The organism is Halomonas ventosae (assembly GCF_004363555.1).
In the GTDB taxonomy this organism is placed as follows: Bacteria; Pseudomonadota; Gammaproteobacteria; order Pseudomonadales; family Halomonadaceae; genus Halomonas; species Halomonas ventosae.
In genome coordinates, this window is record NZ_SNZJ01000003.1 from 254045 (window position 1) to 279687 (window position 25643).

Below are 25643 nucleotides of genomic sequence, written 5' to 3' on the forward strand. Positions count from 1 at the left end.
GCCTCCCGGTCATGCCGCGCTGGTGCGGGGGTGCAGCCACCGCGGCAGCAGCTCATAGGGGTCGAGCTCCACATCGCGGCGATAGGCGATGCCGCGCGCCTCCATCAGCCGGCCCAGCGAGCCGTCCCGCCAGGCATCGAAGAGCTCGGTGCAGCCGCCGATCGCCTCGCCGCCGACGAAGATCCGCGGGATGGTGGTGGCCCCGGTGCGCTCGGCCAGTACCGCGCGGATCCTGCCGCCCAGGTCCTCTGCCTGGTAGGCCACCGCGTCGAGGTCGACGCTGCGGTAGTCGATCCCCAGGCGCGCGAAGAGCTTGCGCACCGACCAGCAGAACTCGCACCACTCCAGGGCGAACATCACCACCGGCTCGGTGGCCACGGTCTCGTCGACGAAGCGTTCGGCCTCGGGGTCCAGCGCCACCGGCGCCGCGGGCGTCGCCTCCGCCGGGCGGGGTGGCGCCGCGGGGGCATCGAAGCGGTAGCCCGGCGTGGAGCGCGACAGGGCAAGCTCCTCGTCGCTCATCGCCTCGCCGATGCCGTCGAACAACGGGGTGGAGAGGTAGCGCTCGCCGGTGTCCGGCAGCATGCAGACGATGTTGCTGCCGGGCGGTGAACGGCGTGCCACGTCCAGCGCGGCGGCCAGGGTGGCCCCGCTGGAGATGCCGACGAAGATGCCCTCGCGGCGGGCCAGTTCGCGGGACAGCCGCAGCGCCTCGTCGCCCGCCACCGGCACCACCTCGTCGACATGCTGCGCCGCCAGAGCGTCCTCGGTGAGCCGCGAGATGAAATCCGGGCTCCAGCCCTGCATCAGGTGGGGACGGAAGCGCGGATGGCTGGCCGAGGGGCCACCGCGGGCATCCCGCGGCTGCGCGATGCCGCTGCCCAGCAGGGCGGCGTTGTCGGGCTCGGCGACGACCACGCGAGTCGCCGGATCCGCGTGCTTGAGCACCCTGGCCACCCCCTTGAGGGTGCCCCCCGTGCCGAAGCCGGTCACCCAGGCGTGCAGGGAGTCCCCGCGGAAGTCGTCGAGGATCTCCCGGGCCGTGGTCCGCGAGTGCACCTCGGCGTTGGCCTCGTTCTCGAACTGCCGGCAGAGGAAATAGCCATGGCGCTCGGCCAGCTCCACCGCCTTGTTGAGCATGCCGGTGCCCTTCTCGGCCGCCGGGGTAAGCACCACCCTGGCCCCCAGGAAGCGCAGCAGCTTGCGCCGCTCCACGCTGAAGCTCTCCGCCATGGTCACCACCAGCGGATAGCCCTTGCGCGCGCAGACCATGGCAAGCCCGATGCCGGTGTTGCCGCTGGTCGCCTCGATCACCGTCTGGCCGGGGCGCAGCGCGCCGTCACGCTCCGCCTGCTCGATGACGGCCAGGGCCATGCGGTCCTTGACGGAGCCCATGGGATTGAACGCCTCGAGCTTCACGTAGAGGTTCACCCCGTCGGGGGCGAGACGGTCGAGCCGCACCAGCGGCGTGCGGCCGATGGTGTCCAGGATACTGTCGTAGCGAGCCATGTCGCTCCTCCTCGGTGGGGATCTGTGCCTTGCAGGGTCAGCCTGTGCCGGCGTCGAGGGAGCGGGCGTGGTAGCCAGCGTGGTATTTTCCGGTCGCGCCCCACGGGCGCAGCCGCCAGGCGCGCTATACTCAAGAGTGGTCTCTCTCCTGGGAGGGGGCAGGCGATGAACGCACTGACCCTCAACGTGCTCGGCGATCTCGAGGTGGTTCGGGATGGTCGGGTGCTGACCCTCCCGCCGTCGAGGAAGACCCGCGCCCTGCTGGCCTACCTGGCAGTGAATGGCCGCCCCCTCTGTCGCGAGCACCTCTGCGACCTGCTGTGGGAGATTCCCGACGACCCCCGCGGCTCGCTGCGCTGGAGCCTGTCGAAACTGCGCCGACTAGTGGACGAGCCGGGCCGGACGCGCATCATCGCCGACCGCCTCGGCGCGGCGCTCGATACCGGCGACCTGGATGTCGACCTCCTGGCCCTGCACGGCGTCCAGGGGGAGGGTCTCGAGCAGGAGGAGATCGCCCACCTGGAGCGCATCGCCGCCCGCTATCGCGGCCCCTTCCTGCAGGGGCTCGAGCTATCGAACTTCAACGACTTCCACAGCTGGTGCCTGGCCGAGCGGGAACGCGCCCTGCGGGCCCAGATCGCGCTGCTCTCGACGCTGGTCAATCGCCTGGCCGACGTCCCCGAGCGGGCCCTGATCCATGCCCATGCGCTGGTCCGGCTGGCGCCCTTCGACGAGGAGGCCCGCGCCCGCCTGATCCGGCTGCTGATGGCCCTCAACCGCCCCCGGGAAGCGGAGCAGCACTACCGGCTTGGTCTGCGACTGCTCAGCGAGGCCGGCATTCCCTCGAGCGGCGCCCTGCTGCGCGCCCGGCGGGTGCCGGCCGTCCATCCCGCCACCGCCTCCCCGCTGCCCTCTCAGGACAACGAGGCGCCGTCGCCGGCGGCGGCCTCCTCGCCGGCGACTCCCCTGGACATGGCACCGACTTCACTGGAGGCAAAGCCTCTCGAAGGCGAGCCGCTGGAGGTGTTGCGCTGGGCCGCGCTGCTGGGCGCCTGCCCGAATGTCGCCGTCCTGGCCCGACTCAGCGGACTCGAAGCCCCGCGCATCGGTGCGGCCCTCGAGGTCGCCGAGCGACGCGGCCTGCTGCAGGCCACCGAGCACGGGCTGTGCTTCGCCGATGACGACCTGCCGCGCCGCCTCTATGAGGCGATCTCCCCGGCGCGGCGCCAGCTGATGCACCGCCATGTCGCCGAGCAGCGGCTCGGTGATGCCCACCTCGACCTCGACAGCGCCGCCGAGCTGGCCCACCACGCCCGACGCAGCGGTGACCCGGCGCTGGCCGCCGAGGCCCTGGTCGCGGCAGGACGCGCCTGCCTGCGCTTCTTCGCCAACGACGAGGCCCTGAACCTCGCCCGCCACGGCGTCGAGATGGCCGAGCGACTCACCGGCGCCCGCCGGGTCTGCCTGCTGCTCGAGCTGCGCGACGTGATGCTGCATGCCGCCCCCCTGGCGGACTGGCAGGACACGGCCAGGGAACTGGTGACCCTCGCCGAACAGGCCCTGGAACATGGTGCCCTCGCCCATGCGCGGCTCGGCTACCAACTCGCCAGCCAGCTCCGCTGGTCCCATGGCCAGTGGCGGGATGCCCACGCGGAGGCGCTGCAGGCCGAGCGGGTCACCCACAGTGCCGACGACCGGGACCAGGTCGTCGCCATGGCGGAGACGGCGAAGTGCCTGGCGATGCTGGAGCGTGACCTGGACCGGGCCGCTGCCATGCTCGACGACGCCCGCGCGCTGGCCGACCGGCAGCGGCTGAGTCACCCCGCCATCCCCATGGCGCTGGCCCTGATGCGCTTCCACGACAACCTGCTGGACGAGGCGGAGGGACACTTCAAGGAGGCGCGGACCCTGTGCAAGGCCAGCGGCGATCGGCTCGGCGAGTTCCAGGCCAACGAGGGCCTGCTGATGCTGGAGCTCGAGCGCAGCCACTTCCCCGAGGCCCTGGAACGCGCGGGTATCCTGGCCGCGATCGGTGCAAAGCTGCGCGAGGGCAGCGAGGCCCCCTTTGCCTGTGCCGCCCTGGCGCTCTGCCGCTATGCAATTGAGGACCAGGCCCTGGAGGACCAGTCGCCCACCCTGGAAGCCGCCCTGGCGAACCTGCGTGATGCCGACGCCAGGCACCGGCTCTGCTGCCTGCTGATCCATGCCGCCCGGCTCGACCTAGAACGCGGGCGAGCCCTCGACGCCATCGCCCGGGCCGGGGAGGCCCTGACCCACGCCCGGACCCTGGAGCGTACCACCGAGCAGCTGCTCGCCCATGGCGTGCTGGCCGAGGCCCACCGAGCCATCGGGGAGATCGACGCGCACCGGCACCACGCCCAGGCGGCGGCCGAGTTCGCCCGGCGGCCGGTCGCCCGCTGGGCACGGCTCAGGTCGGCGACCCTGCTGGCCGACACCCGGCCGGAGGACACCGCATGATCGAGCTCTTCCTGGAGCGTCTCTTCGCGACACCGCTCAGCGCCGAGCTGGTCATGACGCTGTCGGAGGCAGCGGAGAGCTGCTTCGTCCTTCACCGGGTCGCCTGGCAAGGCAGCCTGCTGGCGCGGGACGGCCGACGCATGGTCTGCCGCTTCCGTGCCCCCGATGTCGAGTCCGCGCGCCTTGCCCTGCGCCAGGCCGGTGCCGAGGTCACAATCCTCTGGCCCGGCACGGTCCACGACGCGCCGGGACTCGACGCCGGCAGGCTCGCCGCGGCCAACGTGCTGGTGGAGCGCGCCTTCGCCACGCCGGTCAGCCTCGACGCGATCCAGGCCCGCGAGGATGCCGGCGCGGCCTGCCTGCAGAACCACCGGGTGCGCTTCGTGCGCACCTTCTTCTCACGGGACGCCCGACGCATGCTCTGCCTGTACAGGGCCCCCGATGCCGAGTCGGTGCGCCTCGCCCAGCACCAGGCCGGCATGCCGCTGGAGCGCGTCTGGGCCTTCCAGGCGATCCTCCCCGGCCTCCCCGCCGATTCCACGCCCGCCGCCTGAAAAACCACGGCCTCTCCCACGCCGGCTCCCACGTGCCGGTCGCACATTCGTGCCTGACGGGTGAGCCCACCCGTCATACAACGACAACCCCGAGGAGAGACCACCATGCAGACCGCCATCCGCGAGATCGACAACGGCGTCAACGTCACCGCCCTGCTGGGCGCCCGCGAGGCCCTGTCCCAGGCCCCCGAGGCCGCCCGCTTCACCTGGCGCGCCAGCTGCGACTGGGTGATGGGTACCCACAGCCGCGCCACCGTCGAGGGCTTCCACGGCCTCGGCGAGGAGCAGCAGCACAAGACCCGCTTCGCCTTTGATACCGACCACCCCGAGGTCTTCGCCTCCGAGGACCATGGCCCCACCCCCGTGGAGTACGTGCTGGTGGGCCTTGCCGGCTGCCTGAGCGCCGGTGTTGCCGCCGTCGCCCAGCACCGCGGCATCCAGCTCAACTCGGTGCGCGCCCGCCTGGAGGGCGACATGGACATCCAGGGGATCCTCGGCATGGACCGCGACGTGCGCAACGGCTTCGACGACGTCCGCGTCACCTTCGAGATCGATGCCGACGCCACCCGCGAGGAGGTCGAGGCCCTGGTCGCCCAGTCGCAGAAGCGCTCGGCGGTCTACGACATCCTCACCAATCCCACCCACGTCTCGGTGCAGGTGAAATGAGCGACGCTCGTCCCGGACGGCGGCCCCGCCCGACCCGCGCCGTGACCGTGGTGGTCATCGGCGCGGGGCAGGCCGGGCTCGCCATGAGCCACTACCTCGGCCGGGCCGGCATCGAGCATGTGCTGCTGGAACGTGGCGAGGTAGGCAACGCGTGGCGCCATGAGCGATGGGAGTCGCTCAGGCTGCTGACCCCCAACTGGCAATGCCGGCTACCCGGGCTCCGCTATGCGGGGCCCGACCCGGACGGCTTCATGACCATGCCCCAGGTGGTCGACTTCCTGCGCGACTATGCGCGGCGACTCTCGGCCCCGGTGCAGGCCGGCACCACGGTGCGCTCGGTGCGGCAGGCCGACGACGGCTACCGGGTCATCACCGAACGGAGCGAGTGGCGCTGCCGGGCGGTGGTGATCGCCAGCGGCGCCTTCAACCTGCCCGTGGTCCCTCCCCTGGCCAAGGCACTACCGGCATCGGTGGACCAGCTGACGGCGCGGGACTATCGCCACCCGGGCCAGCTGGCACCGGGCGGCGTGCTGGTGGTGGGAGCCTCGGCCAGCGGACTGCAGCTCGCCGACGAGCTCCAGCGCGCCGGCCATGCGGTGACCCTCTCGGTGGGCGAGCACGTGCGCCTGCCGCGCCGCTACCGGGGCCGGGACATCCAGTGGTGGCTGGACGCGGCCGGCATCCACGACCAGCGCTTCGACGAGGTGGACGACATCGGGCGGGCCCGCCGCCTGCCCTCGCCACAGCTGGCCGGCGGCGACGCCCCTGCCACCCTGGACCTGAATGCCCTGAGCGCGCGGGGCGTCAGGCTGGTCGGCCGGCTGGTGGGGCTGCATGAGACCCGGCTGCAGTTCTCCGGCTCGCTGTCGGCCCACTGCGCCGCGGCGGACCTCAAACTGGGACGACTGCTCGACACGCTCGATGCCTGGGCGCGGACCCGCGGGCTGGATGGCTGTCTCGAGCCGCCGCAGCGCTTCCCGCCGACCCGCCTGCCGGACGCCCCCTGCCTGGGGCTCGACCTCGCTGATGGCGGGATCCGCACCGTGCTGTGGGCCACCGGCTATCGCCCCGACTACCGCTGGCTGCAGGTGCCGGTGCTCGACCGCAAGGGGCAGCTGCGCCATCACGGCGGCGTGGTCGACGCCCCGGGGCTCTACGTGCTGGGCCTGCCGTTCCTGCGCCGGCGTAAGTCGAGCTTCATCCACGGGGTAGACGACGACGCCCGGGAGCTCTGCGACCACCTCGCCGCCTGGTTGGCCCGGGGACAGCGCCAGCGTGCCAGAGCGCGCCATGGCACGATCCTTGATGGGCCTTCCAACAAGGCCGAGGATAGTCCCATCGCACATTGCCATCTTGATGCGTAAGACAACGCGAATGGCACCGCACGAGGGGGCGCTCCCCCCCTTCACTCGCCTGCCAGTACCCGGCCTGTGCTGGCAGGACACCTCCCAGCTGACGAAGCGTCATTAAAGGGACGACGTGGCCGGTCTTTCCTTCCGCGATTAACTTATTCCCGGCGAATCCATCAGGCCTGTCAATGGCCAGATGGCCAGCCGTCTTTTACATCCGGAGTCCATCCAGGTGCCCCATACAATGAATAAAAATCTCACATCGAAACGATAAGGTTTACCCGCCATGAGCTACAATTAAAAAGCCCAAGCCAGACCTCCCCTGACGGCGATCACAAGACCCTGCTCACAGGCGGTGAACTTCTCCTTCTGATGTACCCGCATGTCCTGCAGGGACACTTTCCTTGCCCCCCTCGAGATCCACCTGGCCGACGGCACGGTGCTTACCGGCAAGGCATGGCGCCGTAGGATTCACCCCGGTATCGGGGCGTCACTCGGCACCCAGGATCGGCGACCGATGACCGTTACTGCCTCGATACCTTGACGAGGCAATGACCATGAAACTCATGGCATTCAGCTCGGCCCTGATCATCGCACTGCTATCCATCCCTCCCGTCATGGCGGCAGACTCGGTGTATCTGGAAGAGCGCATGAAACGCCTTGATGAAAAGGCGAATACATCCACCGTGGTACCCACGACAATGCAGCAAAAGATGGGAACGCGCACCACGGGCGCGAGAGCGGAACCCGTGTCCGTCATGTCCCCCGAGCCCTGGTGGCACTGATACCCAGCGATGGATATCAATCGCCATCCCGATAAGGACCATGATAGAAAAGCAGCACCTCATTTCACCGCCACGGCTCGCCATCGAGTCGTGGCGTCTTCCTGTGGCGTTGGGCATGCGCGTTTCAGGTGTTGTAGGCCGCCCGACCCATGGGCGTCGGCTGCGGGCAGCACCGTCCCGGTCCGCCAGATGTTCTACGCTGAGAGACCCGGCCTGCCCGACACGCGGATGTCACCCTGTGGTCACACCTCATCGGGCATGCTGGACAGGTGAGCCCCCTCCTTTCCATCAAAGAAGAAGCGCGAGGTGACCATGAAACCACGCCCCTCTATCCTCATCCTCGTCAGCCTGATACTGCTGCTGCTCGCCCCCGCGACCGTCGCCGCCGAGGACGAGGTCACCGCCGCCAGCCACGTCACCCTCGGTCCTCGTCCGCTCTTTCTGGTTCAGGACATGGACGAAGAGACCCAGCGCTCAAGTGATCTCAAGGCCGAGCTCATGCGCTGCGCCGCCAGCACCGAAGACTGGCAGCGCAGCGACTTCAGCATCGGCCACCGCGGCGCGCCCATGCAGTTCCCCGAACACACTCGCGAATCCTACCTGGCCGGCGCCCAGATGGGGGCCGGCATCCTCGAGTGTGACGTCACCTTTACCGCCGACCAGGCGCTCGTCTGCCGCCACTCCCAGTGCGACCTCCACTCCACCACCAATATCGTCGCCACCGACCTGGCACAGAAGTGCAGCGTGCCACCGGCCTTCAACGAGGCGGGTGAGCTGACCAATGCAGCGGACATCCAGTGCTGCACCAGCGATATCAGCCTGGCGGAATTCCGCACGCTCGAGGGCAAGATGGAAGGCGTCAACACCGAGGCGAGCAGCATCGAGGCCTACCTCGCCGGCACCCCCGGCTGGCGTACGGACCTCTACGACTCTCGCGGCACCTTGATGACCCACGCGGAAAGCATCGAGCTGTTCAAGGGGCTGGGCGTGAAGATGACCCCGGAACTCAAGGCACCGAGCGTCGAGATGCCCTTCCACGGCATGAGCCAGGCCGACTACGCCCGGAAGATGATCGACGAGTACCGAGCGGCTGACATACCGGCGAGCGACGTCTACGTCCAGTCGTTCAATCTGGACGACGTGCGCTACTGGGTCGACAACGCGCCCGAGTTCGGCAATCAGGCCGTCTACCTCGACGACCGCTACAGCCAGGACGACTTCGATCACACCGACCCCGCCACCTGGTCACCGAGCATGGAGGAGCTGGCCGAGCAAGGCGTGAAGATCCTCGCCCCGCCGATGTGGATGCTGCTGGCCTCCAACCCCGAAGCGAGTGACGTCGAGAGCCGCATTGTCCCCTCTGTCTATGCCGAGCGCGCCAAGGCGGCCGGGCTCGACCTCATCGCCTGGACCTTCGAGCGCTCCGGGCCGCTGGCCAAGGACGGCGAGTGGTATCACAGCACCACGGATGACGTGATCGACAACGACGGTGACAAGCTGCTCACCCTCGACGTGCTCGCCCGCGACGTCGGCATCATCGGCCTGTTCAGCGACTGGCCCGCCACCGTCACCTTCTACGACAACTGCATGAACGCCAGGGGCTGAGCTCAACCACCGGGCCGCGTCCAGCGCGGGCCTTGCTCAGGCGTTGTAGACCACCCACCCGAGTTCGCCGATGTCGTAGCCGCCCAGCGCCTCGGCCCGTTCGGCGAAGCGCGCCTCCCGGGCGAAGGCGAGCAGCCGCTGGATCGGCGGCTCGAAGTAACTGCGCCGCCGCAGGGCCAGGTCGAAGGCCTCCTCATGCAGCGGCACGAAGGCCAGCCCCTGCCGGCGGGCCGCCGCCTCGACCCCGAGCCCGGCGTCCGCCTCGCCCTGGCGGATCGCCAGTGCCAGGTCGTCCTCGTTGAGCGACGGGTGAGGGGTGAAACGCAGCCGTCTGGCCTCGATCCCCGCCCGGGCCAGCAGCCAGGTCAGCAGCCGCTGGGCCCCGGCATCAGGCTGTCGATGGGCCAGCCACACCGCCTCCCCGGCCAGGTCCTCCAGGCCGGTGATGCCCAGAGGATTGTCCGGCGCCAGCAGCAACCCCTGGCGCCGCGTCGCCCAGCGCACCGTCACCAGGTCGCGCATGCCGGAGAGCCCCAGCGCCTCGGGCCGGTTGTAGCCACCGCTTTGTTCGTCCAGCAGGTGCAGCCCGGCCACCATCGCCTCGCCGGCCAGCAGCCGCCGAACCCCGTCGCCGCTGCCGTGGCAGAGCAGCGCCAGCCCCGCCCCGCTCTCGCGCACCGCCCACTCCAGCAGCGGATCCTGGCTGCCCGCCAGCACCACGGGCACCGGTCGACTGCTGGCCCGGTCGCCCTCCAGGTGGTTCATCAGCCAGAGGTCGATGCTCTGGCGCGGGAAGAGCAGCTTGCCGGTAACCCGCACGCAGGGCATCGCCCCCTGGCGCACCAGGTCGTAGACCTTGCGCTCCTTGAGGCGCAGGTAGTCGGCCACCTCGGCGGTGGTCAGGTAGGTACGGGCTGCACTCCCCCGGTCGGTCTCCATGCGGCAAGGCCCTCGTGGCGCTGCTAGAACTGTCATTATCCTGCATAACACTGCATGAATTACTGCGTTGGATGCGTCTGTGCGTATTAACGCACATGATGCAGGGAGACCGCAGGAGCACACGATGTCCGACGATGCCAACGCCTTCCAGACCGCCCTGGCCCTGATCCTCGGGCGCGACCCCGACCTCATCGGGATCGTGGCGCTGTCGCTGCAGGTCTCGCTATCCGCCGTGCTGATCGCCGCGCTGATCGCCCTGCCGCTGGGCGCGGCCCTGGCGCTGTGGCGCTTTCCCGGCCGCGGGGCGGTGATCGTGATCCTCAATGCGCTGATGGGGCTGCCGCCGGTGGTCGCCGGGCTGGCGGTCTACCTGCTGCTCTCCCGGGCCGGGCCGCTGGGCGAGTTCGGCCTGCTCTTCACCCCCGGCGCCATGGTGATCGCCCAGGTGATCCTGGTGCTGCCGATCATCGCCGCCCTGACCCGCCAGCAGGTCGAGGAGCTCCATGGCGACTACCGCGAGCAGCTCACCTCCATGGGCGTGACGCTGGCGCGCCGCATCCCGACCCTGCTGTGGGATGCCCGCTTCGGCCTGACGACCGTGATGCTTGCCGGCTTCGGTCGGGCCAGCGCCGAGGTCGGGGCGGTGATGATCGTCGGCGGCAACATCGACGGCGTCACCCGGGTGATGACCACCGCCATCGTGCTGGAGACCAGCAAGGGCAACCTGCCCCTGGCGCTGGGGCTGGGCATCGTGCTGCTCGGGCTGGTCGCGCTGGTCAACGCTGCCGCCCACCTGGTGGGCGAGACGGCGCGGAGGCGGCTGGGATGAACGACCTCAGGCGGCTCCCGGTGACAGTTATCCCCCCGCTCGCGCTCGAGGGCGTCGGCTTCACTCATCGCGGCCAGACCCTGCTGCACCCCCTCGACCTGCGCCTTGAAGGCTGCCATCGCACCCTGGTGATGGGCCCCAATGGCGCCGGCAAGAGCCTGCTGATGCGCCTCGCCCACGGGCTGCTGGCGCCCACCCGTGGCCGCGTGAGCTGGGAGGGCCGACCGCCCCGCCAGGCGATGGTCTTCCAGCGCCCGGTACTGCTCAAGCGCTCGGCACTCGCCAACCTCACCTATGCCCTGGCGATCAACGGCACGCCCCGCCGTCGACGCAAGGCGCTGGCCCGCGAGGCGCTGGAGCGCTTCGGCCTGGCGGCCCTCGAGAAGCGCCCGGCCCGGGTGCTCTCGGGGGGCGAGCAGCAGCGCCTGGCGCTGGCCCGCGCCTGGCTGGCTGAGCCCGAAGTGCTGTTCCTCGACGAGCCCACCGCCGCCCTCGACCCCGCCGCCATCCAGGCGGTGGAAGCCGCGGTGCGAGACTTCCACCGCCGCGGCACGCGCATCCTGATGACCACCCACAACCTTCAGCAGGCCCATCGCCTGGCCGACGACATCGTGCTGCTCTTCGGCGGCCGGCTGGTCGAGCACAGCCCGGCCGAGCGCTTCTTCGCCGACCCGCAGACGCCGGAAGGCAGGGCCTTCATCCGCGGCGAGCTGGTCTGGTAGACCGCTGACGCCAACCACGCATCGCTCACTGCCACCACGCACCACTCGCGAAAGAAGGAAAGGCACCATGAAGACAGCAGGACTCACCCTCGTTGCCATCGGTTTGACAGGCCTCTCGCTGGGCGCCTCGGCCCAGGACGAGACTCCCTTCATCACCCTGGCCTCGACCACCTCCACCGAGGCCTCGGGCCTGTTCGACGCCATCATCCCGCAATTCACTGAAGACACCGGCATCGACGTTCGCGTCGTCGCCGTGGGCACCGGCCAGGCCTTCGAGATCGCCCGTCGCGGCGACGCAGACAGCCTGCTGGTGCACGATACCGTCGGCGAGGAGCGCTTCGTGGAAGCGGGCTATGGCACCGAGCGCGCCGACGTGATGGTCAACGACTTCGTGCTCATCGGCCCGGGGGGCGACCCGGCCGGCATCAGTGAGGCCGAGAGCGTGGCCGAGGCCCTGTCGCGGATCGCCGAGGCCGAGGCCCCCTTCGCCTCCCGCGGTGACGACAGCGGCACCAACCGCGCCGAGCTGCGCCTGTGGGATGCCGCCGGCGTGGAGCCGGGCGGCGAGTGGTACCGGGAGCTCGGCAGCGGCATGGGCCCGACGCTCAACACCGCCGCCGGCATGGACGCCTACGTGATGAGCGACCGCGCCACCTGGGTCGCCTTCGACAACCGCCAGGACCTGGCACTGCTCTTCGAGGGCGACGAGGCACTGTTCAACCAGTACGGCAGTATCCTGATCTCCGAGGAGCGCCACCCCCACCTCAAGCACGACCTGGCCGAGCAGTGGCACGCGTGGCTGCTCTCCGAGGAGGGCCAGCAGGCCATCGCCGACTTCACCGTCAAAGGCCAGCAGCTGTTCTTCCCCAACGCCCGCTCCGACTGATCCGGCGCTGACATCGCCTCACCCGCAAACCCGCAAGGGCCCGGCCACATCCAGCCGGGCCATCAACGCCCTGCTCTTCGCCGTCGAGCCTAACGGGTATACCGCTTGAGCTCATCGGCAAATTCACTGCGCAATCGCGCCCACTCCATCTTGAACCAGGGCGTATAGTCTTCCGGGCGAGAGGCCAGCTCGGCATCGAGCGCTGCGGGTGATATCCAGCACCAGTCGGCGATCTCCTGTCGGTTGGGGCGTGGCGCATTGTCAGTGACCCCCAGATATACCCAGCAAAGCTCGTGCTCGGCGCCGCTTGAACCGTACTGGACCTGATAGCGGAACTTGTAGAGGAAGGCCAGTTGCGCCTCGATGCCGACCTCCTGCCATAGTCGCCGGTGAATCGCCGCTTCCATGGGCTCGCCTCGGCGTGGGTGACTGCAACAGCTGTTGGACCAGCACAGCGACCAGAGGCGCTTGCCTTCCGCCCGCTGCTGCAGAAGAAGCTCCCCGTCATGATTGAACACGAACAGCGAGAAAGCGCGATGCAGCACACCGCTTCCTTCGTGGCACTTGGCCTTGCTCAAATGCCCCAGCTCCCTGTCCTCGTCATCGACCAGGATCAGTTCCTCGTCATCGAAGGAAACGGTCTCGTCGCGCTCGCTTGAGCCAGTGCTAACCAATGGTCACCTCCTTGGCCATGCTATCTATCTACTCCTTGTCATTGCCTAGCCGAAGGCCATGACGTGAAGCTTCCAAGCCACCACCATCGGAAGGCTCAAAAGCCCATGCGCTAAGCGCCGGGTGTGAGCCCGCGAGCGGCCCGAGTGGCAACCCCCTGGTCACACCGCTGAACAGCAGCTTGAGCATCCCATCATGACGTGCCGCCAGGCGGGTACTCGCGATGGCGGCCTTGACCGTGCGGCGTGGCACCTTGACCTGCCGACCCGTGCAATAGGTCGGCCGAGCATCTATCTGCCTGAGTGTGAGCACGGCCAGGCCGATGGCCCATAGGCAGAAACGCCTGATGCCGGTTTCTTTCGCTGGAACCATCAGGGTGTAGCGAAAGGCATTACGCAAATGGGCATGCGCAATACCGACCATATAACGCAGTGCGGTGGCAAACGCCGGATCCCTGCGTCCCGGCGCCAGGCTCGCGACGTCCACACCAAATTCCTGAAATTCCTGGCGGGGCAGCCAGCAGACGCCACGTTGCCGATCATCCCAAAGGTCCTTGAGGATATTGGTGAGCTGCAGGCCTTGTCCGAACGACGGTGCCAGGGCCAGCATCTCGGCACGCTTCTCATGCATGTCGCCTGAATGCTGACAGAACAGTTCGGTGAGCATTTCCCCCACGACGCCTGCCACGTGATAGCAATAGCGGTCCACCTCGCCCAGGTCTGCCAGGCCCTCCAGGCTGGCATTGTCCTGGTAATGGCCCATGCCCCGGCACATGATGCTCACACACTTGACCAGCGCCTGCTGCTGGGGCGCGGCGAGGCTATGGGTGCAGCGGACGACCAATGGCGTGTTCGCCATCAACTCTCGCTCAGCCGTTGAGGTGGCCGGCGAGAGCAGCGGCGTGACCTGCCGGGCGAAACGCTGGGCCTTCTCCTCTCCTCTCAGCACCGCCAGAAACCGTTCATGCAGGAGGGTCTTCTGAACCGCGGAAAGCGCCGGTTCATCCTCCAGGGTGTCGGCGATACGGCAGAGCAGGTAGGCATTGGTCACGACCTTGCGCAGATCGGCCGGGAGCTGAGGGATGGTGAAGGCAAAGGTGCGTGACACCCCGCCAAGGACCTTGCCCTGATAGGCTTCTGCCTCTGCAATTCCGGAAGCCGTCGCAAGGACCTGGGCCATGGCAGTACACCCATTCATGTGTGGTCATTGACCGAGGACGGTCATCTTTCCAGCGTGATGTACAAACATCGAGACAGGCTGGTCAGGCAGGCTATCACGCTGGCCTCGGGAGGGTAACGACGCTCAGCCAACGTCAAGGCCCCTGTCCCGGCAGCTTTGTCGTGACCATGGCGCGTAGGCCCGCGCGGCAGGCCCGGCGACGGGGTCACGCCATCAGCACGAAGCCGTTGAACTGCCAGACCGTCAACAGCGTCAGCACCAGCAGCACGACTACCCCGACATGGCGCAGGCGCCGGCTCCGGGACCAGCCCTCCTCACCCAGCACGGGCACCAGCAGGGCCAGCGCCCCCAGGCTGGCCGCGCCCGCCAGCATGGCGACGCCCTGGGCGGCGACGAAGGCCGGCGGCGGGAAGTCGAAGAAAGCGAGCCCCACGTCCTGCGTGATGGGCAGCACGCCGGCCAGGGCCAGCCCCATGCTCACCAGCCACAGACCGGCGGCCAGCAACGTCAGCCGTGCGGCCCAGCGCACCACGGCGCGGTGTGCCGGCGGCCGCTCCCGGCCGACCAGCGCCACCACCAGGGTGACGACGAACACGCCGCCGGCCAGGCCCAGAAACGCCAGACGCCAGCGCGGGTTGGCCAGCGGCCCGACCCGCTCCATCACCATGATCGGCTCCGGCACGGCCAGGTGCGTCACGGCGCCGCTGTCGTCCGCCAGGAAACGCAGCGACTCGTGGCTGTCGGCCTGGCGGAAGTGCCCCTCGCCCGGCGCCGGCACCAGGCGCACCTGCCGCCCCCGGCGGCTCAGCACCAGCCGGCCGTCCCGGTCCAGGTGGACGCTGGCCATGTCGTGGTTGAGCAGCGCCTCGACGGTGGTATAGGGCCGCCGCGTGGAGAGGTAATCCCCCGCATAGCGCGCCGGGTCGTCGGGCGCCGTGGCCGCAGCGGGGGCTTCGGTCGGGAAGTAGCGTCGCACCAGCTGCTCGACGAGCCCCCGGATCAGCGCCTGGCCGCCGTTGCTGTTGGTGGAGATGAACACCCCCAGCTCGAGTTCGGGGATCAGCTGCAGGTCGGAGACGAAGTGCACGGTCCCGCCGCCATGGCCGATGGCCCGGTAGCCGGCGATCTCGCTCTCGATGAAGCCGTGGGCCATGCCGGGCTGCCCCGGGGCCACTCGGTAGTGGGTACGCTGCATCTCGCGGGCCGTATCCGGCGAGAGCAGCTGCACGTCGCCGAGGCGCCCCTCGTTGAGATGGGCGCGCATGAAGCGCGCCATGTCGGTCGCCGTGGTGGAGAGGCTGCCGGCCGGCCCGATACCGCCGACGAAGGTGAAGCCGCCCGGCCGGAAGGCGCCCTCGACCCATTGATAGCCCTCGCTGACCCGCTCGCGCAGGGCCGGCGCCATGGGGGCCTGCTTGCGCTGCGGCCCCCAGGGCTCGCGGAAGGTGCTGTCCCGCATGCCCAGCGGTGCCAGCAGGTGACGCTCGGCGTAGGCTTCCCAGGACATGCCGCTGACCTCGGCGACCACCAGGCCAGCCAGCGCCACCCCGTAGTTGGAGTAGGCCGGCCAGGTGCCCGGTTCTCGCACCTGGGCCGGGGCATGGCGGCGCAGGTAGTCGCGCAGCGCGAGCACGGCGTCAGGGTCGTCCTCGAAGAGATGGCCCATGGCCGTGTCCTCGAAGCCCGGGGTGTGGGCCATCAGCTGGCGCAGGGTGATCGGCGCCGGATAGCGGGTCGCCAGGGGGAAGTCGGTCAGGATGTCACGGATATCGGCGTCCAGATCGAGCCGTCCCTGCTCCACCAGCTGCATCACCGCTGTCCAGGTAAAGAGCTTGGAGATCGAGCCCGGCCGGAACAGGGTCTGATCGGCCACCACCGGGCGCCCGGCCTCGAGGTCGGCCGACCCGAAGCCCTTGGCCAGCAGCAGTTCGTCGTCCTTGACCACCGCCACCGTCACGCCGGCCACGCGGTGGGCCTCCATGCGCGCCGTCACGAAGCCGTCGACGAAGGCCTCCAGGTCCTGCCTGTCGATGGCCGCCCCCATGGCCACTCCCGCCCACAGCCATACCAGCAGGCCGCACAGGGCGCCTCGCATGAGAGTCATGATCGCGTGCCGCCTCGCATCGCTGCCCTTCGCAGGGTCAAGCATCGGTCATCTCCAGCCCCGCCAACAGGTCGGGGATCTCGTTGCACAGGAAACGGGCCTCCACGCACTCGCCCAGGTGCCCCTCGGCGAAGCGCAGCAGCCCCAGCGCCGCATGCGGCAGCCGCCGGTCGCGGCGCACGATGAACTGCCAGTGGCTCTCGATGGGCAGCCCCGCTACCGGCAGGATCACCAGGTCCGGATGCTCAGGCGGCAGCACGTGCTCGGAGAGCACGGCAAGCCCCATCCCCGAGGCCACCCCGACACGGATCGCCTCGTTGCTGGCCATCTGGAGCGTCGCCCCCAGGGTCAGCCCCTGTTCCTGCAGCCAGCTCTCGAACAGCATCCGCGTGGCCGAGCCGGGTTCGCGCAGCAGGAAGCGCTCGCCCAGCAGCTCGCTCATCGCCACCTCCTCGCGTCCCGCCAGGGGGTGGCCCCAGGGCGCCACGGCCACCAGGGGGTTGCGCAGGAAGCGCCCCGCCCGGGCATGGGCCAGTGAAGGGGGGTGGCTGAACACGTAGAGATCGTCGTCCTGGCGCTCGAAGCGGGTCAGCACCTGGCGGCGGTTGCCGATATGCAGGGTGACGTCCACCTCGGGAAAGGCCCGGCTGTAGGGGCCGAGCAATCGCGGCAGCACGTACTGGGCGGTATTCACCAGGGCGATGGAGCAGCGCCCCCGCGCCCCGCCGCGCAGCGAGGCCAGGTAATCCGCGAAGTCGTCGAAGCGCCCCAGCACCTCGCGGCTCGCCCGGTAGAGCTCGCCGCCCGCCTCGGTGGGCACCAGGCGCCCCTGGCGGCTCTCGAGCAGCGGCTCGCCCACCGTCTCGGCCAGGCGACGCAGCTGCTGGGAGACCGTAGGCTGGGTCAGGTGGAGCCGTCGCGCCGCCTCGCTGATCGAGCCGGCGCGCACCACCGCGGCATAGACCTGCAGCAGGCGGAAGGTCAGGTGTCGGATGTTCATCGTCGTGGTGCCCTGGGTCACCTATAGATGATCATCTATGATGCAATGCGAAAGAGATTATTGGAATCAATGTCCGAGGCTTCGCAGAATGCGTGGCGTTTCTCCTTTAGCCTCCAGAGACCTCCCGATGCCCGATATCGTGGTGATGTTCTTCCTGCTCGGCCTGCTGGCCGGGCTGGTGAAGTCCGACCTGACCATCCCCAAGGCCGCCTACGACACCCTGAGCCTGCTGCTGATGCTGACCATCGGCCTCAAGGGCGGCATGGCCCTCTACGGCAACCTGAGCTGGTCGCTCGTGCCCGAGCTGGCCGCGGTGGCGGCGCTCGGCGCGCTGATCCCGCTGGCCCTGATGCCGGTGTTGCGCCGCCTCGCCCGCCTCTCCGCCGCCGACAGCGCCAGCATTGCCGCCCACTACGGCTCGGTGAGCGCCGGTACCTTTGCCGTGGCGCTGGCCTTCGCCGAGAGCCGCGCACTGCCCATCGGCGCCGAGGTCACCCTCTATCTCGTGATGATGGAGCTGCCCGCGATCATGGTCGCCATCGCGCTCTATCGCCGCCATGCGGGCAAGGCCGCCGGGGAAGCGATGCAGGGGATCTGGCACGAGACCCTGACCAACCGCGGCGTGATCCTGCTGGCCGGCGGTGCGGTGATCGGCGCCATGTATGGCCCCCAGGAGGGCGCCAACGTCACCGAGCTCTTCACCAGTGCCTTCCATGCCGTGCTCGCCCTCTTCCTGCTGCAGATGGGCCTGACCGCGGCGGACACCCTGCGTCCGATCCCCTGGTTCCACTGGCGACTGCTCACCTTCGCCCTGGTGGCCCCGCCGCTGCTGGCGATGGCCGGCCTGAGCGTCGGCCTGGCGCTGGGCCTGCCCCAGGGCTCCCTGCTGATCCTCACCGCCCTTGCCGCCAGCGCCTCCTACATCGCCGCCCCGGCCGCCATCCGCACGGCGATCCCCCAGGCCAACATCGGCCTGGCGATGCTGGCCTCGCTCGGCTTCACCTTCCCGCTCAACGTGATCATCGGCATCCCGCTCTACCACCAGCTGATCACCTGGCTGGCGGGCTGAGTCACCGAGGGGCAGCCGCGACGGCTGCCCCGCCTGCTGCTCGTTCCTTGCTCCCTACCCTTTCTCCTTCCTCCTTGCCCTCTACCCTTCTTCCTTGCTCCTTACCTCGCCTCCCTCTATCGACATTCGTCGTAGCCGCAAGAACCTGCACTTTACGTTAACGTCAACCTCGCCTAGTCTTGTGCCATCTGCCATCTTGATGACTAACTGTTTGCCCTTGGCGCCTCGCCCGAGCGGTCGGCGCCTCACCTGACGAGAACGGGAGCCCGCCATGCATACGCCCTACAAGCCCCTCGACTTCGGCCTCGACGACGAGCTGAACATGCTGCGTGACCAGGTCAACGCCTTCGCCCGCGACGAGATCGCCCCGCGCGCCGCCGAGATCGACGAGAAGAACGAGTTCCCCAACGACCTCTGGGAGAAGTTCGGCGACATGGGCCTGCTCGGCATCACCGTCTCCGACGAGGACGGCGGCAGCGGCATGGGCTACCTGGCGCACTGCATCGCCGTGGAGGAGATCTCCCGGGCCAGCGCCTCCGTGGGCCTCTCCTACGGCGCGCACTCCAACCTCTGCGTCAACCAGCTCAAGATCAATGCCAGTGCCGAGCAGAAGGCCAAGTACCTGCCCAAGCTGATCAGCGGCGAACACGTCGGCGCGCTGGCCATGTCTGAGCCGGGCGCCGGTTCCGACGTGGTCTCCATGAAGCTGCGCGCCCGCAAGGAGGGTGACAAGTACATCCTCAACGGCAACAAGATGTGGATCACCAACGGCCCCGATGCCGACGTGCTGGTGGTCTACGCCAAGACCGACCCCGAGGCCGGCTCCAAGGGCATTACCGCCTTCATCATCGAGAAGGGCATGCCCGGCTTCTCCACCGCCCAGAAGCTCGACAAGCTGGGCATGCGCGGCTCCAACACCTGCGAGCTGGTGTTCGAGGACTGCGAGGTGCCGGAAGCGAACGTGCTCGGCGAGGTCGGCAAGGGCGTGCGCGTGCTGATGAGCGGCCTGGACTATGAGCGTACCGTGCTCGCCGCCGGCCCCATCGGCATCATGCAGGCGGCGCTGGACATCGTGGTGCCCTACGTCCACGAGCGGAAGCAGTTCAACCAGGCCATCGGCGAGTTCCAGCTGGTGCAGGGCAAGATCGCCGACATGTACACCACCCTGAACGCCTGCCGCGCCTACCTCTACGCCGTGGCCGCCGGCTGCGACCGCGGCCAGACCTCGCGCAAGGACGCCGCCGGCGTGATCCTCTACTGCGCGGAGAAGGCCACCCAGGTGGCGCTGGACGCCATCCAGCTGCTCGGCGGCAACGGCTACATCAACGAGTACCCCACCGGGCGCCTGCTGCGCGATGCCAAGCTCTACGAGATCGGCGCTGGCACCAGCGAGATCCGCCGGATGCTGATCGGCCGCGAGATCTTTAACGAATCAGCATGATCGGTGACTTCTCGCTGTAGGAGCCTTGCGTGCAAGGCGATGGCAACGGGAGCTTATCGCGCTGCAAGCAGCGCTCCTACAATGCGCCAGTGAGGCGCTGGTACCAGACTGCAAGGGATCGGACATGAGCATCCTCCAGACCCAGATCAACCCGCGCAGCGACGTCTTCCAGGGCAACGACGTCGCCATGCGCCACGAGGTCGGCAAGCTGCGCGAGCTGACCGCGGCCATCGCCCAGGGCGGCGGCCCCAAGGCCCGCGAGCGCCACGAGTCGCGCGGCAAGCTGTTCGTCCGCGACCGTATCGACCACCTGATCGACGAGGGCTCGCCCTTCCTCGAGTTCTCGTCGCTGGCCGCCCATGAGGTCTACGACTCCGCGGTGCCCGCCGCCGGGGTGGTCACCGGCATCGGCCGCGTCTCCGGGGTGGAGTGCGTGATCGTCGCCAACGACGCCACGGTCAAGGGCGGCACCTACTTCCCGCTCACCGTGAAGAAGCACCTGCGCGCCCAGGAGATCGCCCGCAAGCACCGCCTGCCGTGCATCTACCTGGTCGACTCCGGCGGCGCCTTCCTGCCCCGCCAGGATGAGGTCTTCCCGGATCGCGACCACTTCGGGCGCATCTTCTACAACCAGGCCACCCTCTCCGCCGAGGGCATCCCGCAGATCGCCGTGGTGATGGGTTCGTGCACCGCGGGCGGCGCCTACGTGCCGGCCATGGCCGACGAGTCGATCATCGTCAAGGAGCAGGGCACCATCTTCCTCGGCGGCCCGCCCCTGGTGAAGGCCGCCACCGGCGAGAGCATCAGCGCCGAGGACCTGGGCGGCGCCGACGTGCACGCCAAGGTGAGCGGCGTGGCCGACCACTACGCCGAGAACGACGCCCACGCCCTGCAGCTGGCGCGCGGCTGCGTCTCGCGGCTCAACTGGCAGAAGCGCGGCCAGCTCAAGATGCAGGCGCCCAAGCCCCCGCGCCTCGATCCCAGCGAGCTCTACGGCATCGTCGGCACCGACCTCAAGAAGCCCTACGACGTCCGCGAGGTGATCGGGCGCATCGTCGACGACTCCGACTTCGACGAGTTCAAGCGCTACTACGGCGACACCCTGGTCACCGGCTTCGCCCACATCCAGGGCTACCCGGTGGGCATCGTCGCCAACAACGGCGTGCTGTTCTCCGAGTCCGCGGTCAAGGGCGCGCACTTCATCGAGCTGTGTGCCCAGCGCAAGATCCCGCTGATCTTCCTGCAGAACATCACCGGTTTCATGGTGGGCTCCAAGTACGAGCACGAGGGCATCGCCAAGCACGGCGCCAAGCTGGTCACCGCGGTGGCCTGCGCGAAGGTGCCCAAGTTCACCGTGCTGATCGGCGGCAGCTTCGGCGCCGGCAACTACGGCATGTGCGGCCGCGCCTACGATCCCAACCTGCTCTTCATGTGGCCCAACGCCCGCATCTCGGTGATGGGCGGCGAGCAGGCCGCCGGCGTGCTCTCCCAGGTCAAGCGCGAGCAGATCGAGCGCGAGGGCCGCGAGTGGACCAAGGAGGAGGAAGAGGCCTTCAAGGCACCCACCCGCGAGCAGTACGAGCACCAGGGCCACCCCTACTACGCCAGCGCCCGGCTGTGGGACGACGGCGTGATCGACCCGCTGCAGACCCGCGAGATCCTCGGCCTGTCGCTGGCCGCCGCCATGAATGCCGAAGTGGAAGAGACCCGCTTCGGCGTGTTCCGGATGTGAGGTCGAGATGACACAGACAACTTCCCGACTGACGATCGACGACCGCGGCGTGGCCTGGCTGACCCTGGAGCGCCCGGACGTCCACAACGCCTTCGACGACCACCTGATCGCCGAGCTCAACGATCATCTGCGCCGCGTGGGCGAGCTCGCCCACCGGGGCGAGGTGCGCGCGCTGGTGCTGGGCTCCGAGGGCAAGAGCTTCTCCGCCGGGGCGGACCTCAACTGGATGAAGCGCATGGTCGACTATGACTTCGAGGACAACCTGGCGGACTCCCGGGAGCTCTCGGCGCTGATGCACGGCCTGGACACCCTGCCCTGCCCCACCCTGTGCCGGGTGCAAGGGGCCGCCTTCGGCGGCGCCGTGGGCCTGGCGGCCTGCTGCGACATCGTCATCGCCTCCGAGAAGGCGAAGTTCTGCCTCTCCGAGGTGAGGATCGGCCTCTCGCCGGCGGTGATCAGCCCCTACGTGCAGCGCGCTGTGGGCGAGCGCCAGATGCGTCGCTACGCCCTGACCGCCGAGGTCATGGATGCCGCCACCGCCGAGGCCCTGGGCCTGGCCCACCGGGTGGTCGCACATGACGACCTGGACGCCGCCGTCGCGGCCATGGTCGACACCCTGCTTGGCACCTCACCCCAGGCCAGCCGCGCCACCAAGGCCCTGCTCGCCGAGGTGGCCCGCGAGCCCGACAGCAACACGACCCGCGATCATACCTGCCGGGTGATCAGCGAGCTGCGGGTCAGCCATGAAGGCCAGGAGGGGCTCGCCAGCTTCTTCGAGAAGCGCCGCCCCGCCTGGGCCCCCGACTCCCCCTCGAACACGGAGCGCCGTAAATGAGCGAGACGACCCATAACACCAAGCGCTTCGACACCCTGCTGGTCGCCAACCGCGGCGAGATCGCTTGCCGCGTGATGCGCACGGCGCGTGCCATGGGCCTGCGTACCGTCGCCGTCTACTCCGACGCCGACGCCAACGCCCGCCACGTGCGCGAGGCCGACGAGGCCATCCGCCTCGGCCCCGCCGCGGCCCGCGAGAGCTACCTCAAGGTCGAGGCCGTGGTGGAGGCCGCGCGGCGCAGCGGCGCCGGCGCCATCCATCCCGGCTACGGCTTCCTCTCCGAGAACGGCGCCTTCGTCGAGGCCCTCGACCAGGCCGGCATCGTCTTCGTCGGCCCGCCCGCCTCGGCCATCGCCGCCATGGGCGACAAGTCCGCCGCCAAGTCGCGCATGGCCAACGCTGGCGTGCCGCTGGTGCCGGGCTACCACGGCGACGACCAGGACGACGCCCTGCTCAAGGCCGAGGCCGACAAGATCGGCTACCCGGTGCTGCTCAAGGCCAGCGCCGGCGGCGGCGGCAAGGGCATGCGCGTGGTGGAGTCCGCCGCCGGCTTCCAGGCCGCCCTGGACGGCTGCCGCCGCGAGTCCCAGGCCGCCTTCGGCGACCAGCGCATGCTGATCGAGAAGTACCTGACCCAGCCGCGCCACGTCGAGGTCCAGGTGTTCTGCGACAGCCACGGCAACGGCGTCTACCTCTTCGAGCGCGACTGCTCCGTGCAGCGCCGCCACCAGAAGGTGCTGGAGGAGGCCCCTGCCCCGGGCATGAGCGAGGGCCTGCGCCGCGAGATGGGCGAGGCCGCGGTGCGCGCCGCCAAGGAGATCGGCTACGTGGGCGCCGGCACCGTCGAGTTCCTCCTTGATGCGGACGGGTCGTTCTATTTCATGGAGATGAACACCCGCCTGCAGGTGGAGCACCCGGTCACCGAGATGATCACCGGCCAGGACCTGGTCGAGTGGCAGCTGCGCGTGGCCATGGGCGAGGCCCTGCCGCTGGCCCAGGACGAGCTGACCATCACCGGCCACAGCTTCGAGGCGCGGCTCTATGCCGAGGACCCCGAGCAGGACTTCCTGCCCGCCACCGGCACCCTGACCCGCTTCGCCATGGACCTGGAAGGCGCCGGCCTCGACCCCGAGCGCGTGCGCCTGGACAGCGGCGTGGAGACCGGCGATGCCGTCTCGATGCACTACGACCCGATGCTCGCCAAGCTGATCGTCTTTGGGGACGACCGCGCCCAGGCGCTGGCGACGCTGAACCGGGCGCTGGCCGCCCTCGACGTGCAGGGGGTGGTCACCAACCGTGCCTTCCTGCAGCGGCTGGCCACGCACACTGCCTTCCGTGACGCGGAGCTTGATACCCGCTTCATCGAGAAGCACGAGGAGACCCTCTTCGCGCCGCGCCGCTACAGCATCGAGGAGTATGCCGGGGCCGCCCTGGTGGGCCTCAACCAGCTCTCCCGCGAGTGCGAGAGCGACTCGCCTTGGGACCGCCACGACGGATTCCGCGTCAACGCCCCGCACACCATCCGCATCGCCCTGTGTCCCCCCACACAAAACCAGGCCCATACCCAGTCGCCGGACGCCGAAGGCGTGGTGGTGGTCGAGGGCACCCGCGCGGACAACGCCGGCCCCTGGCACCTGACCATCGGCGGCGAGACGCTTACCGCGCGCCTCGACCCGCTGGCCGGCGACGCCGTGGCGATGACCCTGGACGGCCACCGCCGCCGCCTGCAGGCCCGCCGCGACGGCAACGTGGTGGTGATGGTCGACCCGCGCGGCGAGACCCGCCTCTTCTGGCGGCGCATCGACGCCATCGACCACGGCCACCACGAGGCCGAGTCCACCCTCACCGCGCCCATGCACGGCACCGTGGTGGCGCTGCTGGTGGAGGCCGGCGCCCGCGTCGAGAAGGGCATGCCGCTGATGGTGATGGAAGCCATGAAGATGGAGCACACCATGTCCGCCCCCGCCGACGGCCATGTGGCAAGCTTCCACTTCCAGGCCGGTGATACCGTGGGCCAGGGCGACGTGCTGCTGGAGTTCGCCTCCGACGAATAATCGGGTGGAGCGCCCTTCGTAGGAGCGCTGCTTGCAGCGCGAAGGAGTTGCCCTTCGTGGGAGCGCTGCTTGCAGCGCGAATGGAGGCCGCAGGCCTCCCCTGCTGTCAAGCGCCACACAGGCCACAGCAACGCGTGGGCCGGCCAAGCTTTAACACCAAGCCTCGACATCGGCCCGCCGCGAGCAAGACAGGAGATAACCCATGGCATTTCCCAAGCAGGTGCGCCTGGTCGAGGTCGGCCCGCGCGACGGGCTGCAGAACGAGCCCGAGCCGATCAGCACCACCACCAAGCTCGAGCTGATCGAGCGCCTTGGCGCGGCCGGCATCCGCTACATCGAGGCGGCAAGCTTCGTCTCGCCCAAGTGGGTGCCGCAAATGGCCGACCACCAGCAGGTAATGAAGAACCTCGCCCGCCGCGACGGCGTGACCTACGCGGCGCTGACCCCCAACCTCAAGGGGCTGGAAGGCGCGCTGGAGTGCGGCGTCGAGGAGGTGGCGGTGTTCGGCGCCGCCTCCGAAGCCTTCTCGCAGAAGAACATCAACTGCTCCGTGGCCGAGTCCCTGGCCCGCTTCGAGCCGGTGCTCGAGCGCGCGCAGCAGGCCGGCGTGCGGGTGCGCGGCTACGTCTCCTGCGTGCTGGGCTGCCCCTACGAGGGCGAGATCGCCCCGGCCAAGGTGGCCGAAGTGAGCAAGGCGCTCTATGAGATGGGCTGCTACGAGGTCTCGCTGGGCGACACCATCGGCACCGGCACGCCGCTCAAGGCCAAGCGCATGATCGAGGCCGTGAGCCGCGACATCCCCATGGACCAGCTCGCCGCCCACTTCCACGACACCTACGGCCAGGCGCTGGCCAACCTCTACGCAGTGATGGAGGAAGGCATCGCCGTGGTGGACAGCTCCGTCGCCGGCCTCGGCGGCTGCCCCTACGCCAAGGGCGCCTCCGGCAACGTGGCAAGCGAAGACGTGGTCTACCTGCTCAACGGCCTCGGCATCGAGACCGGCATCGACTTGGACGCCCTGGCCGCCACCGGCACCTGGATCACCGAGACCATCGGGCGACCCAACCGCTCCAAGGTGGGAGTGGCGCTGGCCTCGAAGTAGGCACCGCCGCAAGTACGAAAAAGCCCCCGAGCCAGTGATGAACTGCACCCCGAAAGTTGGACACCCTATCCAACCTTCGGGGTGTTTTTATGAGCAATCGGTACGACGAGTGGTTCAAGCTGCAGGTGGCACA

At 69.1% G+C, this 25643-nt stretch carries 21 protein-coding genes; 15 read left to right on the forward strand and 6 right to left on the reverse strand.

Features of this window, described 5'->3' with window-relative positions; all coding sequences use genetic code 11:
- Positions 1-9 precede the first annotated feature (9 nt).
- A complete protein-coding gene (cysK, locus tag DFP85_RS03950; RefSeq protein ID WP_133635014.1) occupies positions 10-1509 on the reverse strand; it encodes a cysteine synthase A in 1500 nt (499 codons plus the stop codon).
- A gap of 165 nt (positions 1510-1674) precedes the next feature.
- Here cysK and DFP85_RS03955 point away from each other — a divergent pair, with 165 nt between their 5' ends.
- The 6 genes from DFP85_RS03955 (at position 1675) to DFP85_RS03980 (ending at position 8946) form a co-directional block, all read left to right on the forward strand.
- A complete protein-coding gene (locus DFP85_RS03955) occupies positions 1675-3987 on the forward strand; it encodes an ATP-binding protein (RefSeq protein WP_133635015.1) in 2313 nt (770 codons plus the stop codon).
- A complete protein-coding gene (locus tag DFP85_RS03960; RefSeq protein ID WP_133635016.1) occupies positions 3984-4541 on the forward strand; it encodes a DUF4242 domain-containing protein in 558 nt (185 codons plus the stop codon). Before DFP85_RS03955 ends, DFP85_RS03960 begins: the two co-directional genes overlap by 4 nt.
- A gap of 105 nt (positions 4542-4646) precedes the next feature.
- Positions 4647-5207, forward strand: a complete 561-nt coding sequence (locus DFP85_RS03965; protein ID WP_208108441.1) for an OsmC family protein — start codon at positions 4647-4649, stop codon at positions 5205-5207.
- Positions 5204-6571 carry a flavin-containing monooxygenase gene (locus DFP85_RS03970; protein WP_133635017.1) on the forward strand — a complete coding sequence of 456 codons (1368 nt, stop codon included), beginning with the start codon at positions 5204-5206 and terminating at the stop codon, positions 6569-6571. Before DFP85_RS03965 ends, DFP85_RS03970 begins: the two co-directional genes overlap by 4 nt.
- A gap of 542 nt (positions 6572-7113) precedes the next feature.
- Positions 7114-7341: a hypothetical protein gene (locus tag DFP85_RS03975; RefSeq protein WP_133635018.1), complete on the forward strand. Its 228-nt coding sequence runs from the start codon at positions 7114-7116 to the stop codon at positions 7339-7341.
- 312 nt (positions 7342-7653) lie between these two features.
- The gene (locus DFP85_RS03980; protein WP_133635019.1) at positions 7654-8946 is read left to right on the forward strand and encodes a glycerophosphodiester phosphodiesterase family protein; all 1293 of its coding nucleotides are present in this window, start codon (positions 7654-7656) and stop codon (positions 8944-8946) included.
- Between the two features lie 36 nt (positions 8947-8982).
- Here the strand turns inward: DFP85_RS03980 and DFP85_RS03985 are convergent, their stop codons facing one another.
- Positions 8983-9885, reverse strand: a complete 903-nt coding sequence (locus DFP85_RS03985; RefSeq protein WP_133635020.1) for a helix-turn-helix transcriptional regulator — start codon at positions 9883-9885, stop codon at positions 8983-8985.
- Between the two features lie 124 nt (positions 9886-10009).
- On the opposite strand from DFP85_RS03985, the gene DFP85_RS03990 reads away from it, so the two are divergent.
- The 3 genes from DFP85_RS03990 (at position 10010) to DFP85_RS04000 (ending at position 12322) form a co-directional block, all read left to right on the forward strand.
- Complete coding sequence (locus DFP85_RS03990) at positions 10010-10714, forward strand: ABC transporter permease (protein ID WP_133635021.1); 705 nt, start codon at positions 10010-10012, stop codon at positions 10712-10714.
- 20 nt (positions 10715-10734) lie between these two features.
- Positions 10735-11436 carry an ATP-binding cassette domain-containing protein gene (locus DFP85_RS03995; RefSeq protein WP_243737195.1) on the forward strand — a complete coding sequence of 234 codons (702 nt, stop codon included), beginning with the start codon at positions 10735-10737 and terminating at the stop codon, positions 11434-11436.
- Positions 11437-11503: 67 nt separating this feature from the next.
- Positions 11504-12322 (forward strand): ABC transporter substrate-binding protein, encoded by an 819-nt coding sequence (locus DFP85_RS04000; RefSeq protein WP_133635023.1) that lies wholly within the window; start codon positions 11504-11506, stop codon positions 12320-12322.
- An 89-nt stretch (positions 12323-12411) separates the two neighbouring features.
- Here the strand turns inward: DFP85_RS04000 and idi are convergent, their stop codons facing one another.
- From idi to DFP85_RS04020, 4 genes are all read right to left on the reverse strand, one after another.
- Positions 12412-12996, reverse strand: coding sequence for an isopentenyl-diphosphate Delta-isomerase (gene idi / locus DFP85_RS04005; RefSeq protein ID WP_133635024.1), 585 nt, complete (start codon positions 12994-12996; stop codon positions 12412-12414).
- A 28-nt stretch (positions 12997-13024) separates the two neighbouring features.
- Complete coding sequence (locus DFP85_RS04010; protein ID WP_133635025.1) at positions 13025-14173, reverse strand: phytoene/squalene synthase family protein; 1149 nt, start codon at positions 14171-14173, stop codon at positions 13025-13027.
- Between the two features lie 205 nt (positions 14174-14378).
- On the reverse strand, positions 14379-16277 hold the full coding sequence (locus DFP85_RS04015) for a serine hydrolase domain-containing protein (protein WP_166644593.1): 1899 nt from the start codon (positions 16275-16277) through the stop codon (positions 14379-14381).
- Between the two features lie 37 nt (positions 16278-16314).
- Complete coding sequence (locus DFP85_RS04020; RefSeq protein WP_133635027.1) at positions 16315-17277, reverse strand: LysR family transcriptional regulator; 963 nt, start codon at positions 17275-17277, stop codon at positions 16315-16317.
- A gap of 127 nt (positions 17278-17404) precedes the next feature.
- Between DFP85_RS04020 and DFP85_RS04025 the strand changes: the two genes are divergently transcribed.
- From DFP85_RS04025 to DFP85_RS04050, 6 genes are all read left to right on the forward strand, one after another.
- Positions 17405-18346, forward strand: a complete 942-nt coding sequence (locus DFP85_RS04025) for a sodium-dependent bicarbonate transport family permease (RefSeq protein ID WP_133635028.1) — start codon at positions 17405-17407, stop codon at positions 18344-18346.
- Positions 18347-18617: 271 nt separating this feature from the next.
- Positions 18618-19787, forward strand: coding sequence for an isovaleryl-CoA dehydrogenase (locus tag DFP85_RS04030; protein WP_133635029.1), 1170 nt, complete (start codon positions 18618-18620; stop codon positions 19785-19787).
- Positions 19788-19911: 124 nt separating this feature from the next.
- Positions 19912-21519, forward strand: coding sequence for a carboxyl transferase domain-containing protein (locus DFP85_RS04035; RefSeq protein ID WP_133635030.1), 1608 nt, complete (start codon positions 19912-19914; stop codon positions 21517-21519).
- Between the two features lie 7 nt (positions 21520-21526).
- Positions 21527-22354 (forward strand): enoyl-CoA hydratase-related protein, encoded by an 828-nt coding sequence (locus DFP85_RS04040; RefSeq protein ID WP_133635031.1) that lies wholly within the window; start codon positions 21527-21529, stop codon positions 22352-22354.
- Positions 22351-24408 (forward strand): acetyl/propionyl/methylcrotonyl-CoA carboxylase subunit alpha, encoded by a 2058-nt coding sequence (locus DFP85_RS04045; RefSeq protein WP_133635032.1) that lies wholly within the window; start codon positions 22351-22353, stop codon positions 24406-24408. The genes DFP85_RS04040 and DFP85_RS04045 overlap by 4 nt, the downstream gene beginning before the upstream one ends.
- Before the next feature lie 202 nt (positions 24409-24610).
- Positions 24611-25510 (forward strand): hydroxymethylglutaryl-CoA lyase, encoded by a 900-nt coding sequence (locus DFP85_RS04050; protein WP_133635033.1) that lies wholly within the window; start codon positions 24611-24613, stop codon positions 25508-25510.
- Positions 25511-25643 lie beyond the last annotated feature (133 nt).

Excerpts from the sequence above, each read along its gene's own strand:
- cysK (WP_133635014.1), bottom strand. The coding sequence starts at position 1,509 with ATGGCTCGCTACGACAGTATCCTGGACACCATCGGCCGCACGCCGCTG.
- DFP85_RS03955 (WP_133635015.1), top strand. The coding sequence starts at position 1,675 with ATGAACGCACTGACCCTCAACGTGCTCGGCGATCTCGAGGTGGTTCGG.
- DFP85_RS03960 (WP_133635016.1), top strand. The coding sequence starts at position 3,984 with ATGATCGAGCTCTTCCTGGAGCGTCTCTTCGCGACACCGCTCAGCGCC.
- DFP85_RS03965 (WP_208108441.1), top strand. The coding sequence starts at position 4,647 with ATGCAGACCGCCATCCGCGAGATCGACAACGGCGTCAACGTCACCGCC.
- DFP85_RS03970 (WP_133635017.1), top strand. The coding sequence starts at position 5,204 with ATGAGCGACGCTCGTCCCGGACGGCGGCCCCGCCCGACCCGCGCCGTG.
- DFP85_RS03975 (WP_133635018.1), top strand. The coding sequence starts at position 7,114 with ATGAAACTCATGGCATTCAGCTCGGCCCTGATCATCGCACTGCTATCC.
- DFP85_RS03980 (WP_133635019.1), top strand. The coding sequence starts at position 7,654 with ATGAAACCACGCCCCTCTATCCTCATCCTCGTCAGCCTGATACTGCTG.
- DFP85_RS03985 (WP_133635020.1), bottom strand. The coding sequence starts at position 9,885 with ATGGAGACCGACCGGGGGAGTGCAGCCCGTACCTACCTGACCACCGCC.
- DFP85_RS03990 (WP_133635021.1), top strand. The coding sequence starts at position 10,010 with ATGTCCGACGATGCCAACGCCTTCCAGACCGCCCTGGCCCTGATCCTC.
- DFP85_RS04000 (WP_133635023.1), top strand. The coding sequence starts at position 11,504 with ATGAAGACAGCAGGACTCACCCTCGTTGCCATCGGTTTGACAGGCCTC.
- DFP85_RS04010 (WP_133635025.1), bottom strand. The coding sequence starts at position 14,173 with ATGGCCCAGGTCCTTGCGACGGCTTCCGGAATTGCAGAGGCAGAAGCC.
- DFP85_RS04015 (WP_166644593.1), bottom strand. The coding sequence starts at position 16,277 with ATGACTCTCATGCGAGGCGCCCTGTGCGGCCTGCTGGTATGGCTGTGG.
- DFP85_RS04020 (WP_133635027.1), bottom strand. The coding sequence starts at position 17,277 with ATGAACATCCGACACCTGACCTTCCGCCTGCTGCAGGTCTATGCCGCG.
- DFP85_RS04025 (WP_133635028.1), top strand. The coding sequence starts at position 17,405 with ATGCCCGATATCGTGGTGATGTTCTTCCTGCTCGGCCTGCTGGCCGGG.
- DFP85_RS04030 (WP_133635029.1), top strand. The coding sequence starts at position 18,618 with ATGCATACGCCCTACAAGCCCCTCGACTTCGGCCTCGACGACGAGCTG.
- DFP85_RS04035 (WP_133635030.1), top strand. The coding sequence starts at position 19,912 with ATGAGCATCCTCCAGACCCAGATCAACCCGCGCAGCGACGTCTTCCAG.
- DFP85_RS04040 (WP_133635031.1), top strand. The coding sequence starts at position 21,527 with ATGACACAGACAACTTCCCGACTGACGATCGACGACCGCGGCGTGGCC.
- DFP85_RS04045 (WP_133635032.1), top strand. The coding sequence starts at position 22,351 with ATGAGCGAGACGACCCATAACACCAAGCGCTTCGACACCCTGCTGGTC.
- DFP85_RS04050 (WP_133635033.1), top strand. The coding sequence starts at position 24,611 with ATGGCATTTCCCAAGCAGGTGCGCCTGGTCGAGGTCGGCCCGCGCGAC.